Origin of the sequence: Longicatena caecimuris, from assembly GCF_018406465.1 — a bacterium.
GTDB lineage: Bacteria > Bacillota_I > Bacilli_A > Erysipelotrichales > Erysipelotrichaceae > Longicatena > Longicatena caecimuris.
Genome location: NZ_AP024510.1, coordinates 433,926 through 449,567, shown reverse-complemented (window position 1 = coordinate 449,567; position 15,642 = coordinate 433,926). Strand labels below are relative to the sequence as shown.

The following is a 15,642-nucleotide window of genomic DNA, read 5'->3' as shown; positions in this document are numbered from 1 at the left end:
TTTAACTGCCGGACTTTTTCACAGGGGGCTGGTATCCGGCGACTTTCGCACGCTCACTGGCAGCTTTGCGGCGCTCGGCGCTGTATGGCTCCCGGACTGATACACACCGCTTGGGGACGGTAAAGTTATGGGCGTCCTTTCGGGTGATCTGGTCGGGGTGCTTTTTTGCCAGCAGTTCCAGCTTCTCCATCAGACGGGGATCGTGGGTATAGACCTCAGCCATTGGTTCTGCCTGGTTATAGAGGAGAATGGTTTCCCGTTCCACTAAAGAGAGCTTCATCGGCTGCCTCCTTTCCACTGGTCAAATTCCAGCTTGAAGTTGGCATACTGTCCATCGTCCTCCAAAACCACAGTGGCATCGTAGGTCTTGCCGGTTTTCTCCGAATATAACCCCGTCACACGGACACGGCCATCGTTCAGCAGCGCAGACACCACAGCCTTGGTCGGCTGTTTTTTCTTGGCAGCCCACCATTTGTTGTTTTTCCAGATTGCAAATTTGCAAGAATCATTCTGACAGAAGAAGCCTTTTTGCAGTTCTGCAACTTCACCGCCGCAGCGAGGGCATTTGCCCACCACCTCACGGGGCGGAGTGAACAGGTACTCAGTTCCCTTGATGACCTGATAAGTCCCCACCAGATCTTTCAGCATGGTGCTGATCCCGTCCAGAAACTCCTCTGGAGCAAGCTGCCCGCGCTCGATCTCGCCCAGGCGATACTCCCACTCGGCAGTCAGAAGCGGCGATTGCAGTTGTTCCGGCAGCACCGTGATCAGGGATACTGCATCGTGGGAAGGAAGAAGCTGCACCGTTTTTCTGTTCTTTTTTCGCTCCAGAAAACCGGCAGATACCAGCTTTTCCAAAATACCGGCACGGGTGGCCGGTGTCCCCAGACCTTTTCTCTCAGCATCCTCTGGCATATCATCTTTCCCGGCAGTCTCCATTGCGGACAATAGGGTGTCCTCCGTAAAGTGCTGAGGCGGACTGCTTTTGCCTTCTTTGACGATTGCCGCAGAAACCGAAAGTGTCTGTCCTTCGGTCAGCTCCGGCAGGGCTTTCTCTACGCCCTCTTTTTTCGGCTCTGTATCCTTCATTTTGGCACGATAAGCGTCCTCCAGTGCTTTCCATCCGGGGTGCTTCACTGTTTTTCCTTTTGTGGTAAACTCCCCATCGGCACACGCTGCAATCACAACGGTTTCCGAATAGATATGGGGCTGGGCTACGGCGCACAGCAGACGCAGGGCCACCAGCTCCAGCACCGCTTTTTCTCCCGCAGGAAGGGCAGAAAGGTCTGCATCCTTGAGATTTCTGGTAGGGATTACTGCGTGGTGGTCGGTTACTTTCTTATCGTTGATTACCGTCTGCGGATCACAGGTAATGGCGATTCCTTTGCGAAACGGCATAGCATTGGCAACCAGATTCACCAGCACCGGCAGGCTGTCTGCCATATCGCCAGTCAGATAGCGGCTGTCAGTACGGGGATAGGTGCAGAGCTTCTTTTCATACAGGCTTTGCAGATAGTCCAGGGTCTGCTGGGCTGTAAATCCAAGCAGGCGGTTGGCATCTCTTTGCAGGGTAGTCAGGTCATAGAGGGCAGGCGGCTTTTCGGACTTTTCCTTGCACTCCACCTTTTTGATTGTGACATTTGCACCCTGACAGGCTTCTTTCAGCTGCTCAGCAGCAACCTTATCCGCCATGCGCTCTCCGGATACGGTAAGACCGGGCAGCTCCAGCGCCACGGTATAAAAGGGAATCGGCTGAAAGGTGTCGATCTCAGCTTCTCGCTGGACAATAAGCGCCAACGTCGGGGACATCACGCGCCCGATGTTGAGGGTTCGGTGATACAGCACGGAAAAAAGCCTTGTCGCATTGATCCCCACCAGCCAGTCGGCCTTGGCACGGCAGAGGGCAGCATCCCGAAGTCCGTCATAATCCGCACCGGGGCGCAGATTTGCAAAGCCTTCCCTTATGGCGGAGTCCTCCATCGAAGAAATCCAGAGCCTTTTCATCGGCTTTTGGCAGCCTGCCAGCTCATAGACGCTGCGGAAGATCAGCTCACCCTCGCGTCCGGCATCACAGGCATTTACCACTTCCGTCACATCCGGGGCATTCATCAGCTTTTTGAGAATATCAAACTGCTTTTTCTTATCTTTTCCTACCACCATCTGCCAATGTTCCGGCAGGATAGGCAGATCATCATATCGCCACTTGGCATACTTTGGGTCATAGTTGTCTGCATCCGCAAGACCGGCCAGGTGGCCCACGCACCAGCTGACACGCCAACCGTTACCCTCCAAATACCCGTCCTTACGAGCAGTTGCACCGATTACCGCAGCCAGACTTTGTGCAACCGATGGTTTTTCAGCGATTACCAGTTTATATCTCATCATCTTCAGCCTCCCATTCTTCCCGCACAGGCGTGTGCAGTTTTTTCTCTATGCTGTTTTCCTCATCCAGTAGCAGGTTATAACCAAACCGGTAGTCATAGCGGTACAGTTTCCCCAGCAGGTCATTGATGATGATACGACAAGCCAAAATGACACGGGTTTTATCCACCTGCATCAGCTGGTAGCGTTGATAATTGCTGTAATATTCTTCGTGACGGCGGGTATTGCAGGCGGCATCTTCAAGTAAACTATCTACTGCATCCTGACAACCATCTTCTTTTTCCCCTTCCATGCAGTTCAGAAGTTCCATCATCAAAGGAAAGCTCTGTTCATCCATAGGAGCTTCTGCTGCAAGAAAACCGATCAGAGCAGATAAGAGCAGACGAGTCGCCGTCTGTTCTTGTTCCGTCAAAACGGCCATTGTTTTCTCCGCATTTGGCAGGATCTTTTCTTCCACAAACTCTGCCGCGTCACCGGAATAAAGCTGACGGATAGAATCTATGGACAATGAAACTGTCACGGTATCTAAGGAGAAATCAAAGGGTTCATCTTGCTTTGGCTTTCTCCGAAGTTTGTTTAACATGGTAGAAAGAATGTCGCCTCCAAAATACACGGCGATCACCAGCAGGTCAAAAACAGCAATCAGCTTGATAAATATAATCAGAACACTCATTTTTTTCGTTTCCTTTCTTTGAGCCAGCGTTCCATCTCACGATGGCAGATACCTACGCAGGGGCTTCCATAACTCCCGCAACCATAGCAGGGGTGGTTGTGGGGTAAAGAAGGAGGACGGGAAGTTTCCCTCCCGCCCTCCGGCCTGCGTGTCATCATGCGTTCATAGGGACTGTCTGTGAAACGGGTCATTTCACGCTGTCCTCGTCATCTTCTTCTGTGCTGCCCCCGTCAGCGTCCGGTTCGTCCGACTCCTCATTTTCGGTTTCCCATTCCTCGGAATCTTCCTCGCCATAATCATAATCGTCCAGACTGTCATTGCCCTTGGTCTTAGGCTTGTTCTTAACGAGCTTCAAATAGGCAAATACGCCACCGCCACCAAGCAGAGCCAGTAAAAGGACCAGCGCAGCCGGGTTCAATCCGGCAGGCTTCTCTTTTTCCGGCTCCGATGTTTCTGCCGGAGGTTCCGGTGCTTTGCCCGTACATTTACTCTTATCAGTTGCGCAGACCGGGCAGGCCGTATTGACTGCCCCTGCTTCACATTTTGTCGTGCAGCTACACACAGCAGACGGCTTCTCTTTGACATTTTCATCTTCCATCAGTGCCATCAAATCCGCTTCATCCACCTGGTTCAGAAAGTGAACAGCAGTCTCCTTGTCCTCATTCGCCCTGTCAATCAGGATGTAAAAGTAATTTCCAGCTTTGGTCGTAACAGTAATAAGCTGCTTATTTCCTCCAAAATCATCCACCAGTGCCGCATTCCCCTCCGGTGTAAGTGCCGGTGCTGGTTCTGTTTCTTCCACAATCACGTTGCTATCATTGGTAGAATCCTCTGCCGGTGCCGCCGGTGCCTGTTCTGACCCCTGTGCAAAAGCAGGGATCGTAAAGCCAAATGCCACAACCATTGTTAGGCAAAAGGCGGAAAGTGTTCGGAGCAATCGTTTATTCCTCATAGCTGTTTTCCTCCTGTTCGTTATTGTCATCAGCCAAACTGCCGGGAACTGTGCCACCGGACAGCATGGCGCTCAACTGAGTCGGGGTCATACGCAGAGCGCGCACCATCTGGACGATCTCCAGATTTTCTGCCTCGGTTTTCTGTGCTTCCAGCGCCTTGAGCTTTTCCTGATACTCTGCGATCTTCTCGCGGACCTTTGTAATCTCCTGGTCAATGCGCTCAATTTTGTTCTTTGCCATCGTCTATCACTCCTTCTTAAAAATCTCTGTTACCAGTTCATCAGACCATAGCCTTTAATGCTTTGATAATTCAGGTCATAACTTTTGATCTTGCAGGCATCGCCGGAATTTCCCTCCACGGTATAAACACGGCTGCCATCCGTACCGATCACGATACCCACATGGTCTGCTGTCCCATCCAAATCCCAATCAAAGAAAATTGCATCTCCGGGAGCCAGATTGTTATAGCCTCTTGCACCCCATTGTCCATGAGACTGGAACCACGGAACGCCCTGCCACTCACAGCCTGCAAAGCGCGGTTCACTTTTTCCAGCCTGGTTATAACACCAGGATACAAAGCAGGCGCACCACTCCACGCGGCTGTCAAAGCCATACCAGCTCCAATAAGGATAGCCGCCCACATTGCCCACCTGACGCTTGGCCAGTTCCACCAGCTGAGGATTGCCGGGGCGGGTACCGTTAATGAACTGCACACCGGACAGATCTTCCGAGCCGCTGGTATCAGGGGAACCGCCGCCAAACAACAACGGCTTATTGCCCATGGTCTGTCGGTAGACCTGATACATTTCCATCTGCTCCGGGGTCAGAATCTCCGACGCCACAGCGGAAATGGGCTTGCTGGTGAGTTTCACATTCAAAATGTAATACTCATAGGGGACTTCTTCTGAGGTGGTCTCGCCGGTCTCCGGGTCGGTGGAGGTCTCCGTGCGGTAGCGAATCTCCACTTCCTCAGTAAGCGTCAGCTGATACTGTGCTGCAAACACACGCGCCAGCTCTGCCTGAGCGCTCTGCCGGGTGTAGCCTTGCAAGACGGCAGAGAGAAATGCTGCCAGCTCATGAGGGTCATGGCCGATCATACCAAGGTCATAGCGATACTCGTCATACCCTGGGTGACTGCTTTCAATGTTGTCGATTTCCTCCTGCAACTGGGCTTCTCTGGCTGCATAATCTGCCTCCACCGCCAGCATTTCCGGGTCATCCGACGGATAGGTGGTGCCGGAGAGAACGGAACCGATGCTCTGCGCCATCATGGAGCAGGAGGACATGGTATTCATCAGCATACAGGTAATGAGGAACAAAACCCCTGCCATCAGGAAACCCTTCTTGTGGCGCATGACGAATGCCCCTGCCTGCTGTACCTTTTCTTTTACCGTCCTTGCGGCTTTTCCGGTTTTGGATGCCGCCTGGGCGGTATTTCCGGCAGTCTGACCGGCGTGTTTGGCGGCGGCATACTGCTTTTTGATGGCCTGCTTTTGCTGCCAGCGTGAAAGAGGGTTGCTGGCAAACTGGGGATTTTCCTGCAAAGATTTCTGGTACAGAACATTTACATTTGCCTTTTCCAGTTGACGCTCTGCCTGGGCTGCTTTGCGGTACGGCTTCAGCTTGTGGCTGCGATAGCCCTCCCGCACCAGATAAGCGCCGGTCTCCACCGCTTCCTCGGACTTGTGGGCGCTTTCCACGCCCACATTGTCCTGTTCTATTTCCCGGATCTCTTTGTGGAGCTTGCCCGCAACCAGATGGACGGGAGCTTCCTTGACCCCTTGAGAAAGTTTGGAGGGTGGCTTTTTCTTGTCCTCAAAGGTCAACTTCGAGGTCTTTTTTTCGGTATCCGGGTCGATGACCGTCTGCCTGACCTTTTTCTTTGGGATATTGGCCTGCGCCTTATCTGCTCTGGCCGCAGCTTTCTCCGCTTTACGGATCGGCTTTTCCAGCGCAGGGTCAGACCGTTCCTCATCAGTAAAGCGCAGGCGCGGCTCCTTATTCAAACCATTCTCCCAGCATGAGGGAGGACATCATGTAGTGCAGCTCTGCATAAATGGCCATTCCCACAGGATCGTTGAACATACAACCGGACAGGTAGGCATAAAACTGTGCCACCACATCGGACAGGATTTTCGCTTCGGTTCCTTCCAGAACCAGACCACCCATACCTTCCTTGGCACGGATGGTGCTCCAGACCTCTGCCAGACGGAGCAGCCCCACTTGACCGGTCTCATTCAGTTCGGCTGCCTGATCTGCCGCCGTGCGGCACTCACTTACCGCATCAGCCATGACCGTAAGCAGCTGGCTACGCTGGGCATTTACCGCCCTGTCAAAAAACATCAGCGGGTTTTTATTCAAAATGTTGGGGTTCATAATCATTCATCCTCCTTTTTCAGTTCCTGAGGTTTGGTGGTCATAATACGGTACAGCTCGGTATTCTTCGGGAAGTGATCCACGAAAGGCAGGATCGTGGAACCATAGAACAACAGGCCCTCGCCCTCACCGGAGTGGGTCACATAGCTAAGCTGGTGCGTGGAAATGCCCAGCTGCTTGGCAAGTATCTGACGGTCTCCGCCTGCCTGGTTGAGCATATACACGAAGTCGGAGTTTTCAAAGATGTTCTCTACCTCGCGGCTGCTCAAAAGGTCTTTGACATTCTGGGTGATACCTGTCGGGATGCCGCCCCATTTGCGGAATCGCTTCCAGATTTCCACCGTATAGGCAGCGGTCTGTTCCTCCTTCAAAAGCAGGTGCATCTCGTCGATGTAGTAGCGGGTGGACTTGTGGACAGCGCGGTTAATGGTAACGCGGTTCCACACCTGATCCTGTACCACCAGCATACCGATTTTCTTGAGCTGCTTACCCAGTTCCTTGATGTCATAGCAGACAATGCGGTTGTTGATGTCCACATTGCTCTGGTGATTGAACACATTGAGGGAGCCGGTTACATAGATTTCAAGAGCCGTAGCGATATACTGGGCTTCCTTTTCTTCCTGTTCCCGAAGCAGGTTATACAAATCCTCCAGTATGGGCATATTCTCCGGGCGCGGGTCATTGAGGTAAGTCTGATAGACCAGACGCACACAGCGGTCAATAATGGTTTTCTGCACCGGCTGCAAGCCCTCCTTACCGCCCACGATCAGCTCACACAAGCTGAGGATAAAGTCAGACTTGAGGGACAGCGGGCTTTCATCATCCGAGTAGTCCAGGTTCAGGTCCATCGGATTGATGTAGTTGGCAGAGGTAGGCGAGATCTTGATGACCTGCCCATGCAGACGCTCAACAAGAGGTGCGTACTCCGCTTCCGGGTCACAGATAATGACATCATCACTGGTAAGCAAAAAGCAGTTGGCGATTTCTCGTTTTGCGCTGAAGGACTTACCGGAACCCGGCGTACCCAAAATCAGGCCGTTGGGGTTTTTCAGCAGCTTTCTGTCCACCATGATGAGGTTGTTGGATAGGGCGTTGATGCCGTAGTACAGAGCTTCTTTCCCGTTCTGGAACAGTTCCTGCGTAGTAAAGGGCACAAAGATAGCTGTAGAACTGGTGGTCAGTCCTCGCTGGATCTCGATCTGATTGAGTCCCAGGGGCAGACAGCTCATCAGCCCTTCTTCCTGCTGAAAGTCCAGCCTGGTCAGCTGACAGTTATACTTCTGGGCAATGGAGCCTGCCTGGAAAATGTTGTTGCCAAGCTGACGGGGATTGTCCGCTGTGTTCAGCACCAGAAAGGTCAAAAGGAACATTCTCTCGTTGCGGCTCTGCAAATCCTGCAAGAGTTTTTTCGCTTCACTGCCGTAGGTCGCAAGATCAGATGGAATGATGTCCATGTCATATCCGGCGCGGACTGCTTTTTTCTGTTCCTCGATCTTGCTGCGGTCCAGGTCGGTAATCTTGCGCTTTACCGTTTTGATGGCTTTCACCTGATCCACCGACTGAATGTGCATACTCACAATGAGCGAGCTTTCCATATCCAGAAAATCAGCCAGCAGACGGTCATTCAGCTCCGGGGCTAAAATCTGCAAAAAAGAAACAGCCCCGTATTTCTTGCCCATACGGAACTGCTTGCCGGTGCGGAACTCAAAGGAGCTTGGTGCAATAAAATCCTTTGTGGACAGACCGGAAGGAGCCAGCCAGTCCCATTCAAACTGAAACGGGAGCTGTTCATCCATGTGGAATACCGCATGAAGCTGAGAAAGCCTTTCTTTACCATCCAGCGTTCTGGCAGCTACACCAAGACGCTTGAAGTTGTTGAGTATATCGGTCTCAATACGCTCCAGACGGGGCTTGGCGGCTTTGATGCTGTCTGCGTCGATACCAAAGGTCAGGTATTTGGTCTTGATGAGACCGTTGTTACCTCTTGCCAGCTGATTTTGCAGCATTGTGGTGTATTCCTCGCGGATACTGTCAAAGGCATCCCTTTGGGGCGGGATGGAAATGGAGTTAGCAAAGGTCTCCTCCGATGCCGCAAGGTTCAAAAAAGACAGTTGGAAATGAATCGAGCTGTCAAAATAATTGAGGAAATCACACCAACCCTCAAAGATTGCCGTCTTATCTTCGTTTTGGGAGAGTTGATAGTTGATGTCCTGAAACTGAATGATCTTTGTGTAGTGGCTGTCCGATATGCGGCAGATCCCGTCCGGCCACATCCGTTCATAAGGGATACTGTCCTGCGCAGATTTTCCTTTTTTGTCCGTGCGGTTGGCGCGGACAATGGCCGCTTCGATCTGCTTCTTATCGGCGCGGGACAGCTTTTTCTTTGTCTTTACCGGCTGCACAGTTTTTTCCTCGGTTTTCCCGAACATCCGATGCAGCCATTTTTTTATTGCGGTGAACAATGTCATACACCTCCTTATCGAGCATTTCCTGCCGCTTTAATACGGCATAAAAGTTATTGGTCTGGTAGGGACGCTGCTTGGGACGGATCACAGCTACTTTGAGAATGTTGCCCACGATCTTTTCAAGGGGCTGTCCATGCTTTTCATACATAGCCAGCATAAAGAAGGGCAGCATAACCAGCATCATACACATAGCCGCTACACTGTTTCCGGTAGGTTTTCTGAGCAAAAAGAAAAGCGGTACGCCAATAAGCGCTCCGCCCGTGAAACAGATAAGCTGCCGCTTGGTCAGATTGAACATGACCTTTGTTTTGACTTTTGTTAAGTCCTTGGGTACGGGTACATAAGCCAATGTGGAAACCTCCTTCCGTTTTAATGCGCCTGAAAGACTGATTTTGCGAGGCTGCCGGTTTTGAATAGTGTAAAGCACAGCAGTACGGTGTAGCCCACGCAGCTCCAGATTGCCATGATGATGTCATCTTCCAGAGCGATGTTCTGCACCAGCACAGCATAAATTGCCACGCAGACGATAATGAGAAACGCCTGAAAGCCCAGCGCCAGCAGGGATCGGAGGTAATTCTGTCCCATACCGCCCCATTCTTTACCCATCATTGCAGCCATTGGAACGGGAGCCACCGAAGTCACAAGGTAGATTTCGATCATACGGCCATAAATAACGATAAAGATACAGATATATAACGCCCACATAGTAATGCCAATAAAGAGGGATTGGAACCACAGTCCGAACAGCGGTCCCAGATCCATTTCCATCAGCCTCGGTTCCAGATCGGTCATAACTGAGGAAATGTCAATGGACGCATCCGAATTGATAATCCCTGCCGCCTGCGCCACTACGCTCTGCGCCATATCAAAGACGCCCATCACGATATTCCATGTGTTTGTGACAATGAGGATGGCGGCAGCTGATTTGAACACCCACTTGAAAATCATCCAGGTATCCACATCATGCAGGTTGTTCTTGTCTGCAATCATCTGGATCAGGTCTACGATCATCACGATAGCCAGAATCACACCTGCAATCGGCACCATGATGGAGTTGGACAGATTCTCAATCATGCTGAAAATATTGCCATTCCATCCCTGTGGGGTCTGGCCTACCTGTACGGATATATCCGCGACCTGCTGATTTACACTGTCAAACATCCCCGAAAGGTTGCTCATAATACCGCCCACCAGCATTTCTTTCAGCCAATTTGTCAGGGCTTCAAGTAAGAAATCCATACGGTGTCAACCTCCTTTCCGCCGCCCCCGCAAAGCTGCGGGAGCGGCAAGGATTTCATACGGAGACGCTTAGACAGAGAAAAGCCCGGAGAGCAGAGGTACAAGGACCATGCCGACTACGGCTACACCAGCACCGGCCATGAGCTGCTTCATGCCCTGGCTCTTGGCGCCGGGGTTGTCGTTGCCGTAACCTTCCAGCAGGTTGATAACGCCCCAGATACCGAGACCGGCACCGAGCGCGATAACGAGGGTCTGAAGAACGGTGATTGCCTGTTCAAAAAATGCCATATAGTTTGTTAGCCGGAATCTGATTAAAAAATAGGTTTGTCATGTTTCATAGGCATACAAAAGCCGGAACAATCTGCCGCCCGGTTTCCGGGGGGCATGATTCCGGCTGTCCTCCTTTTTCATTATTTTTTCTTGCGATTGTCCGCTTTGTACGCCAATGGCCCATAGAGGGCAGGTGCGGCGAATAGATAAGATCACTCCCTTCTAAAGCGGAACGAAATTAAGCACCCTTTGTGTCTACTTCATATACATCGCAGACCTCATTGGGCTTGAGTTTCAGCCTTGCGGACAAAAATGCTTCAATATCAAAAGCGTTCTTGTCATCCGCGTCGGCAGTGTACTTGAAATTGGGGTGCTTGGTGATGTCGTACTTATCCGAAAGGAAAGGACGCACACCGCGCAGCTGGAGGATACACTTGCCTCCATCCATAACAGCAAGCTCATCCTGGCTCATCAGCTCTTTCCCCAATTTTTGATAGTTGAGTGAATGGGAGGTTTCCCTCCCACGGCTCTCTCCGGTGTTGTAGGTGTCGATGGTTTCCTTGCCCAGCACGGCAGCCAGCTCTTTGAGGGTAGTCGGCTCTTTACCGCCCAGGAAGATGGATGTATCCATGTTACCGATGATGGTATCTGCGTTATCCTTATAGATCGCCTTGAGCTGACTCTGTGCCTGCAACACCAGACAGGCAGAGATTTCACGGCTTCGGATGGTGGCCACCAGCTTTTCCAGTTTCGGAATCTGCCCGATGTTAGCACACTCATCAATCAAACAGCGCACATGAACCGGAAGCCTGCCGCCATACACATCGTCGGCTTTTTCGCAGAGCAGATTGAAAAGCTGGGTATAACACATGGAGATCAGGAAGTTAAAGCTGTCATCCGTATCACTCATAATGAGGAACAGAGCAGTTTTCCTGTCTCCCAGAGTATCCAGCTCCAGCTCATCATAAGCCGTGACCTCACGCAACTCTGCAATGTCGAACACGGCAAGGCGAGCGCCGCAGGAAATCAAAATCGACTTGGCTGTTTTTCCGGCGGCCAGCTTATATTTCTTATACTGGCGCACCGCAAAGTGGTTTGGCTTCTCGGCTTCCAGTGCATCAAACATCAGGTCTACGGGGTTTTTGAACTCCTCGTCATCCTCACGGACTTCCATGGCGTTGATGAACTCAATGAGGGTGGAGAAGTTTTGTTCCTCCACCGGAGCCTCATAATGGATATAGCCAATAAGCGCGCAGTATAACAAGGTTTCTGCTTTTACCCAGAAATCGTCTCCGGCCTTGCCTTCGCCTTTGGTATTGGCGATCAGCGTTGTTACCAGCTTCAAGATGTCCTTTTCGCTATGGATATAGGCGAAAGGTTCCGATAGGTAAGCCTTTGATGTTATCTCCGGCTTTTCCCCCGGCTAGCACCGGACATGCGACTTTCACCGCATCCGGCGCCCCATCAAGCATAGTTTCAGCAGTGATACACACTCACTCTTTCACATTAGCTAAATCAGTTTGTTACGATTTACATTGACATTTCTGCCAATCCTGCGGCAACGCGCAGTTTGTTTACTTTAGTAATTTGTGCCTTATTCAAATCATACTTCTTTGTCAGTGTAGCGAACTTTATACTGTCTGTTGTTGAGATAAGTTCATATCCGGTAGGTGATAAAAGCAACAGATTACGGTAACTGTCCCTTCCATTTTTACACTCATTCGATTTTCTGTAACAAGTACAGTGAATCACTTCCAGATGTTCCCCGGTGATTGCACATTTACCTTCCTGTCCGGCATAGAGAGAGATTCGGTTATCATTGAACTGTACCGTTTCACCTGTTACCGGGTGGCGCATGAGCCAGAGCATATCTTCAACGTTCAGTTTCAGATTGCTGTGGATTTCCATTCTTCCGTTTGGAGTATATGGGTTGATTTTCCTGCTCTTGCGCATTGGTATTTTAAACTGCACATATGCCAGAGGTACTACTGGTGTATCTCCAATCCAGCGCATTTGCTTCGATTTTCCATACCGTTTTTTTAAATATTTGTTGTTTAGCTCGCCCTGCTTTTTATATCCATCTATCCGATGGAGAAAGCGACCGTTATTCACATGAGCCATTCGGCTGAAATTCAGATTTATCCTCGTAGCAATGCAATAATAGTTCTGCATACCTATGACTTTGGCGTTGTATTCGTGAATGTTGCTCTTTATGTCACTTGCTGTCTTGCTGTTCTGAATCTCTATAATTGCTTTTGAGAGTTCTTTCTGCATATGCGACATTGCCTTGTCACAGACATTTGAACTGATTACCCATGTCCTGCGTTTCCTTATCAGCTTCATACGGAACCCCAGAAATTCACTGTCTCTTTTCCTGAGATTTGTGACCTTTGATTTTTCATCGGAAATTTCCAGTTTGAGCCGCTTTAGTAGCCAGTCCTTAACCGCATGGTATGCTCTGTCAGCGTCCTTACAGTTTCTGCAAAAGATTTTAAAATCATCTGCATACCGGACTATACGCATTTCCTTGAGGTTGCTCTTTTTGAGCGCCGTGTAGCTGTTGCACTTTTTCTCTGCCCCATTCGGATAATATGTGACCTTACAAGGAGACTTCATATGGTCTGCCATACCCTCCCACTGTGACGCTATCCACCAGTCCAGTTCGTTCAGGACAATGTTGGCTAACAGCGGGGAAAGTATGCCGCCCTGAGGGGTTCCCCTGTCTGGATATAAGATTTCTCCATCTGGCATTTGAATTGGCGCTTTCAGCATTGCTTTGATTATCTGAATCAGTTTGGTATCCCGTATACCCAGCGTCCATATCTGCTGTAACAGCTTTCTATGATTTACGTTGTCAAAGAACCCCTTTATATCCACGTCCACCACATAGTGGAGCTTGTTCCTTTGAGCCAGTCCATAAGCGTAGGAGACAGCGTTTTCAGCGCTCCTGCAAGGTCTGAAGCCGTATGAATGTTCATAGAACTTTGCTTCACAGATTGGCTCCATGACCTGTAATATGCATTGCTGTACAATCCGGTCTATGATACACGGTATGCCTAACGGTCTTAATTTCCCATTTGGTTTGGGAATCTCTACCCTCCTTACTGTTTTTGGCACATACCTTGTAAACTGTTTTTGAATAAGGGAGACAAAATCTTCTCCCGGCATATCTGCCAGTGATTCTATCGTTCTCCCATCTGTGCCGGCGGTATGGCTCCCATCATTGCTTTTAATATTTCTGAAAGCAAGCATGATGTTATTTGGTGCCGCAATGATTTCTACGAGATTATTGAATATTTCTCCATCTCTGCTTTTTGCATACAGTTCATCAAAGATGTTCTGCATGTCGTAGTATTCCGCATGGCGCAGTTTGCTTCTTTTTTTAGCTTTTTGTGTCATGTACATCACCCCGTTTCATTGATTCGAGTGACAATTTCTTATTCTTACTCGACTGCATGATTAGAGAGTGTGTACTGCTGATTTTCTGCCTGACTTGTGGCCATTCCTCCGTCGCCCTCTTTTTCGCAGGCAACATCGACAGTTCGACCACGACCTTTCAGCAGAGATTCATCCGCTTATTGTTCTTCGCCGGATTATCCATAGGACTCTCTGCCTTTCCTTGTTCCGATAATTCTATCTGTACATATATACCCTTAGGTGTTCCCTCTAAGCCTGACAGCTTGCATGTGCCTGTAACACATCACGGTGGTTCGTAACAACCATTCCTACTAGACCGCACTGTCTGGGCATGAACCCACACATACATTTCTGTATGTGGCACTTTTAGACCTTTACATTCGGGAGTTTCGTCAGGCATTGCTGCCATTCTCACCATAGGTATTTTATAGACCCCCGGCATATGGGGTGCGCCGTCCACCTCTGGACAGGTTTCGTCAGCGTTATCTGTTACGGCACCTTTCTGCCGACTTTACCGGGCTTCACACCTCATCACAGAGTGATGACGCATGCCGGAGTATCAGGGGAGGCGCTTCAAGGCGTTACCCTATCATTCCACCTCTCGAATTATCAGTTCACAGAACTGATTAAAAACAGCGCTGTGCGCCGCCTTTTCAGCGGCGAACAAGTCGCACGGTTATAGTGCATGGACTTCTTGAAGTTGATGGTATTTAGGACCTTGATTCGGTACGGCTCATAAATGACCTTGCCGTGCTTATCCTTCATAGGCTTTCCGTCTTTCCCCAGCTTGGGTGCGCCCCTTTGGAGCATTTTTCCGCACTCCACCAAAATGGTTCCCTTCGGGTCTGTGACCACATAGGAACTGTGCATCTGCATCAGATTCGGTTTGAGCCAGAAGCGGGTCTTACCGGAACCGGAGCCGCCAATCACCAGCACATTTTTGTTTCTGGCGGTCTTTGGGTCCTTGGGGCGGCTGTTCATTGTCAGGCTCTCCGTTTTCGTCAGAATCACATTGTTCTGGAATACCGGGTCGATGTAGGGTGCAATGTCCTCATGGGTTCCCCAACGGGCAGAACCATACTCCATGCCGTGACGGTACTTCTTGGCGTTTTTACTTTTGAGATACACCGCCAGACGCAGGCCAGCACCGCAGCACAGCCCCACCAGCAGATCCAGCGGGTGCAGGCTGGGCCAGATGCTTTGCAGCGCCCCAGGCAGGACAGCAAACAGAGAAAGGAATTTCTCTGAAGCATTTGCCCCCTGAGCCAGTCGCCATGCCTCCCCGAAGTTGGTAGTAAACAGCCCCATCAGGAGATAGGGCAGGTTCAGCAAAACGAGCTTTTTGATGTCAAACTGCTTTTTCATCGTTCCAGCTCCTTTCGCTTGGTGCGGTCCACCACGGCATTTTTGACCATCTCTTTGAACTGACTGAGTTTTGCCAGCACAGACGGGCGTTCTGTTTTCTCGGCCTTCTTGACCTTTTTGCTGGTGTACTCGGTAAATGCAGCGGTCAGCGCATCGGCGTCACGGCCTTTGAAAAAGATCAGGTACTTGGGTGGGGAGCTACTGCGGTCTTTCTTCACCGCATAGTCCACACCATATTTCCGGGCGATCTTCTCAAATTCCTTGATGGAAGGGTCTGTGATCTCGATATTGGAGATCCCCTGATTCTGACCAATGAGCTGCTTGACGGTCTGTTTTCCGTGGGGTGTCACAGGAGCGTCACGGCTTCTTTGCTTTTGCAGCTTCTTTTCCTTGCAGTGGGCCATGTACTTGCTGATGGCGGCTTTGAGCAGCCTGCCGGTGAACTTTGTTCCACTGACAACCAGCGTTAAAGTTCTGTTTTCCACTTCTTCCTGCATTTTCA

General features: G+C 50.3%; 14 protein-coding genes and 2 pseudogenes. All 16 read right to left on the bottom strand.

Features of this window, described 5'->3' with window-relative positions; all coding sequences use genetic code 11:
- Position 1: 1 nt before the first annotated feature.
- The 16 genes and pseudogenes from KJS44_RS02190 to KJS44_RS02120 all read right to left on the bottom strand — a co-directional run bounded on the left by KJS44_RS02190 (position 2) and on the right by KJS44_RS02120 (position 15,637).
- Entirely contained in the window at positions 2–280 is a 279-nt protein-coding gene (locus KJS44_RS02190) for a hypothetical protein (RefSeq protein ID WP_055228432.1), read from the bottom strand.
- A complete protein-coding gene (locus tag KJS44_RS02185) occupies positions 277–2,385 on the bottom strand; it encodes a type IA DNA topoisomerase (protein ID WP_213540180.1) in 2,109 nt (702 codons plus the stop codon). The genes KJS44_RS02190 and KJS44_RS02185 overlap by 4 nt, the downstream gene beginning before the upstream one ends.
- The gene (locus KJS44_RS02180) at positions 2,372–3,055 is read right to left on the bottom strand and encodes a conjugal transfer protein TraG (RefSeq protein WP_213540179.1); all 684 of its coding nucleotides are present in this window, start codon (positions 3,053–3,055) and stop codon (positions 2,372–2,374) included. Before KJS44_RS02180 ends, KJS44_RS02185 begins: the two co-directional genes overlap by 14 nt.
- Positions 3,056–3,242: 187 nt before the next feature.
- On the bottom strand, positions 3,243–4,007 hold the full coding sequence (locus KJS44_RS02175; protein ID WP_213540178.1) for a DUF4366 domain-containing protein: 765 nt from the start codon (positions 4,005–4,007) through the stop codon (positions 3,243–3,245).
- Positions 3,997–4,248 carry a DUF4315 family protein gene (locus KJS44_RS02170; protein ID WP_006777886.1) on the bottom strand — a complete coding sequence of 84 codons (252 nt, stop codon included), beginning with the start codon at positions 4,246–4,248 and terminating at the stop codon, positions 3,997–3,999. The genes KJS44_RS02175 and KJS44_RS02170 overlap by 11 nt, the downstream gene beginning before the upstream one ends.
- 29 nt (positions 4,249–4,277) lie before the next feature.
- Complete coding sequence (locus tag KJS44_RS02165) at positions 4,278–6,014, bottom strand: C40 family peptidase (RefSeq protein WP_213540177.1); 1,737 nt, start codon at positions 6,012–6,014, stop codon at positions 4,278–4,280.
- The gene (locus tag KJS44_RS02160) at positions 6,007–6,387 is read right to left on the bottom strand and encodes a DUF3851 domain-containing protein (protein WP_014078550.1); all 381 of its coding nucleotides are present in this window, start codon (positions 6,385–6,387) and stop codon (positions 6,007–6,009) included. Before KJS44_RS02160 ends, KJS44_RS02165 begins: the two co-directional genes overlap by 8 nt.
- Positions 6,387–8,786 carry a VirB4-like conjugal transfer ATPase, CD1110 family gene (locus tag KJS44_RS02155; protein WP_195551670.1) on the bottom strand — a complete coding sequence of 800 codons (2,400 nt, stop codon included), beginning with the start codon at positions 8,784–8,786 and terminating at the stop codon, positions 6,387–6,389. Before KJS44_RS02155 ends, KJS44_RS02160 begins: the two co-directional genes overlap by 1 nt.
- The gene (locus KJS44_RS02150) at positions 8,743–9,198 is read right to left on the bottom strand and encodes a PrgI family protein (RefSeq protein WP_009272665.1); all 456 of its coding nucleotides are present in this window, start codon (positions 9,196–9,198) and stop codon (positions 8,743–8,745) included. The genes KJS44_RS02155 and KJS44_RS02150 overlap by 44 nt, the downstream gene beginning before the upstream one ends.
- Positions 9,199–9,218: 20 nt before the next feature.
- Entirely contained in the window at positions 9,219–10,088 is an 870-nt protein-coding gene (locus tag KJS44_RS02145; RefSeq protein WP_213540176.1) for a VirB6/TrbL-like conjugal transfer protein, CD1112 family, read from the bottom strand.
- Between the two features lie 69 nt (positions 10,089–10,157).
- Positions 10,158–10,376, bottom strand: coding sequence for a Maff2 family mobile element protein (locus KJS44_RS02140; protein WP_003525154.1), 219 nt, complete (start codon positions 10,374–10,376; stop codon positions 10,158–10,160).
- Positions 10,377–10,596: 220 nt separating this feature from the next.
- Positions 10,597–11,736: pseudogene (locus KJS44_RS02135) on the bottom strand (VirD4-like conjugal transfer protein, CD1115 family); the annotation flags it as partial.
- Positions 11,717–11,851: a hypothetical protein gene (locus KJS44_RS14630; RefSeq protein ID WP_276512699.1), complete on the bottom strand. Its 135-nt coding sequence runs from the start codon at positions 11,849–11,851 to the stop codon at positions 11,717–11,719. The gene KJS44_RS14630 and the pseudogene KJS44_RS02135, both read right to left, overlap by 20 nt.
- Before the next feature lie 37 nt (positions 11,852–11,888).
- Complete coding sequence (gene ltrA / locus KJS44_RS02130; protein ID WP_244976539.1) at positions 11,889–13,757, bottom strand: group II intron reverse transcriptase/maturase; 1,869 nt, start codon at positions 13,755–13,757, stop codon at positions 11,889–11,891.
- A 693-nt stretch (positions 13,758–14,450) separates the two neighbouring features.
- Positions 14,451–15,140, bottom strand: a pseudogene (locus tag KJS44_RS02125) (type IV secretory system conjugative DNA transfer family protein); the annotation flags it as partial.
- Positions 15,137–15,637 carry a PcfB family protein gene (locus KJS44_RS02120; RefSeq protein WP_002570687.1) on the bottom strand — a complete coding sequence of 167 codons (501 nt, stop codon included), beginning with the start codon at positions 15,635–15,637 and terminating at the stop codon, positions 15,137–15,139. The pseudogene KJS44_RS02125 and the gene KJS44_RS02120, both read right to left, overlap by 4 nt.
- Positions 15,638–15,642: the final 5 nt, after the last annotated feature.

Bases quoted from the DNA above. Each gene is read 5' to 3' on its own strand.
- KJS44_RS02190 (WP_055228432.1), bottom strand. From the start codon at position 280: ATGAAGCTCTCTTTAGTGGAACGGGAAACCATTCTCCTCTATAACCAG.
- KJS44_RS02185 (WP_213540180.1), bottom strand. From the start codon at position 2,385: ATGATGAGATATAAACTGGTAATCGCTGAAAAACCATCGGTTGCACAA.
- KJS44_RS02180 (WP_213540179.1), bottom strand. From the start codon at position 3,055: ATGAGTGTTCTGATTATATTTATCAAGCTGATTGCTGTTTTTGACCTG.
- KJS44_RS02175 (WP_213540178.1), bottom strand. From the start codon at position 4,007: ATGAGGAATAAACGATTGCTCCGAACACTTTCCGCCTTTTGCCTAACA.
- KJS44_RS02170 (WP_006777886.1), bottom strand. From the start codon at position 4,248: ATGGCAAAGAACAAAATTGAGCGCATTGACCAGGAGATTACAAAGGTC.
- KJS44_RS02145 (WP_213540176.1), bottom strand. From the start codon at position 10,088: ATGGATTTCTTACTTGAAGCCCTGACAAATTGGCTGAAAGAAATGCTG.
- KJS44_RS02140 (WP_003525154.1), bottom strand. From the start codon at position 10,376: ATGGCATTTTTTGAACAGGCAATCACCGTTCTTCAGACCCTCGTTATC.
- ltrA (WP_244976539.1), bottom strand. From the start codon at position 13,757: ATGACACAAAAAGCTAAAAAAAGAAGCAAACTGCGCCATGCGGAATAC.
- KJS44_RS02120 (WP_002570687.1), bottom strand. From the start codon at position 15,637: ATGCAGGAAGAAGTGGAAAACAGAACTTTAACGCTGGTTGTCAGTGGA.